Here is a 2,531-nt window from a genome sequence, read left to right as displayed (position 1 = left end):
TCGGTAACTGTGTGCGCCCAGAAGTCGCCAGCGCATTATAAATTCGGCGGCGTGGTATTTATGGAATACTGCCTTTAGCAAGCAGTAGGTAAAAGTATCAAGTGATGAAAAATCACAACCTATTATTCTACAACTTATCCGAGAGGGGAAACCCAAAGGGGAGTGTAGCATGTTGTCGCTCTTGTCAATAGACGAGAGCCTGAATGATAAGGTACTAATCCTGTGTATCTGAAAATTCAAGAATAAAACTTCGTGTATGAGGTACAAAGCTAAACTGCCTGAACGATAGCCAAAGTGGGGGAATCCGCACTCCGCATACGAAAAGGATTGAAACGTATGCTATTCCATGTTGGTTTCATTTCGCAGTTATGAAAGCAAGCGATACTCATGGAAGGACAACCGCAAGACAGCGGGTAAATGGCGAAAGTCGGTGCCGACAACACGAAACGCTAATTCTATGAATACTAACTGGGGATGACCTAAACCCGGTAACGGGCATGGTCACACAGCTCCCATAGTAGTCCGAGACGTTAATGACGTTCACATGGCGAAGGGGAGCAGCTTATTTACTAATACGATATGAAAGGACGGTGCGAGAGGCATTGAGAAATCCAATCCAAGTATTAAGTAGTTTGACGGAAAAGTCAAAGAATGAATCTTACAGGTTTCAGAGATTATATCGGAATCTGTACAATCCAGAGTTCTACTGGCTTGCATATAAAAACATATATGCAAACACAGGCAGTATGACTGCCGGTGCAGATGGAACTACCATTGATGGCATGAGTGACGAAAGAATCCAAAGGATTATTGAATCCATGCGAGATAAAAGTTACCTGCCAAAACCTGCACGCAGGGAATATATTGCTAAGAAAAACAGCAATAAAAAGCGCCCGTTGGGAATCCAGTCGGGCAATGACAAACTGGTGCAGGAAGTAGTGAAAATGATTTTAGAAAGCATTTATGAGCCTGTGTTTAAGAAAACATCTCATGGGTTCAGACCAAACAAAAGCTGTCAGACAGCATTATACCAGATTCAGAAAACCTTTACGGGAACGAACTGGTTTGTTGAGGGTGATATACACGCCTGCTTTGACAGTTTTAATCACCACACAATCATCAGATTGCTGAGTAAACGCATTGATGATGAAATGTTCCTACAACTTATCTGGAAATTCCTAAAAGCAGGATATATGGAGCAATGGACGTACAATCGGACATATAGCGGTGTACCGCAGGGGTCTGGTGTCAGTCCAGTGCTTGCGAACGTGTATCTCCATGAATTAGACAAATTTATGGAAGAATACGCACAGAAATATAACCGAGGAAAGAAGAAACAAATGAACTCCGACTACAATAAAGTTATCAAAAAGGCATCCTATTACAGATGTATGGGCAAAAAGAAGTGGGCGGATTTATCTCCAGAAGAACGCTGGGAACGCAATAAGCATTTGAAAACGCTTGAAAAGCAAGCACGACAACTAACTCCTACCGAACCTTTAGATGAGACGTATAAACGGATTCAGTACACCCGTTACGCTGATGATTTTATTATTGGGGTAATTGGGAGCAAAGCGGACGCAGAACAGATTAAAGCTGATGTCGGCAGATTCATCAGGGAAGAACTGGATTTGGAAATGTCCGAAACCAAAACTAAGGTTACACATACAGGAGACAGAGCCAGATTTTTAGGCTACGACATTACGGTATCCAGAAGTCAGGATTTAAAGAAATCCGCAGGAGGATACAAAATCAGGAGCAATGCAGGAGTGGTGAAACTACTTGTACCCAGAGAAAAATGGGTGGGAAAGTTACTGGAATATCATGCAATCAAAATCAAGATTAACGAAAATGGAAAAGAAAGATTTGTAGCCCTACACAGGGGAAAACTGGTAAACCAAAGCGATATAGAGATTCTGGCAAGATATAATGCGGAAGTTCGTGGACTTTATAACTACTATGCCATAGCAAATGATTCTTTTAAGATAGGCAGATTCGCCAATCTTATGAAGTACAGTATGTACAAGACATTTGCCTGTAAGTATAAAACAAATGTTCACGAAATCAAGCGCAGATATTGTGTTGGAGGACTGTTTACAATCGCATACGATACCAGAGCAGGAAGGAAAACTACAACCTTTTACAGAGACGGGTTTAAGCGAAAAGAATCAGCTACGAAGTTTGACAATGTAAGCGAACTTCCGCAGTTCTCAAAATACGCTAAAACCAACACTCTGAAACAGAGAGTGGAACGCCATACCTGTGAACTTTGTGGAAAGGATTGCAGAAATCTGGAAATCCATCAAGTAAAGAAACTAAAAGACTTAAAGGGCAATGCGGAGTGGGTACTCCTTATGCGCAAAAGGAGACGGAAAACTCTTGTGGTATGCCCCGAATGTCATAAACTGATTCATTCTTAATACCGCAAATATAATAAGCGGAAAGCCGTATACATCGAGAGGTGTACGTGCGGTTTGGGAGGGAGGGGATGCAAGTCCTGTAAAGGACAAGCTGAACCTTACCTCATGACA

The 2,531-nt window shown here is 41.9% G+C and carries 1 protein-coding gene; it reads left to right on the top strand.

Annotated features, from left to right (window positions below; genetic code table 11):
- The first annotated feature begins 602 nt into the window (after window positions 1-602).
- A complete protein-coding gene (locus NSA57_RS19325) occupies window positions 603-2,420 on the top strand; it encodes a reverse transcriptase/maturase family protein (RefSeq protein WP_306814164.1) in 1,818 nt (605 codons plus the stop codon).
- The last annotated feature ends 111 nt before the right edge of the window (window positions 2,421-2,531 follow it).

It is taken from the genome of Blautia caecimuris (assembly GCF_024622975.1).
In the GTDB taxonomy this organism is placed as follows: Bacteria; Bacillota; Clostridia; order Lachnospirales; family Lachnospiraceae; genus Blautia_A; species Blautia_A caecimuris.
This window is presented reverse-complemented; position numbering and strand designations above follow the sequence as displayed.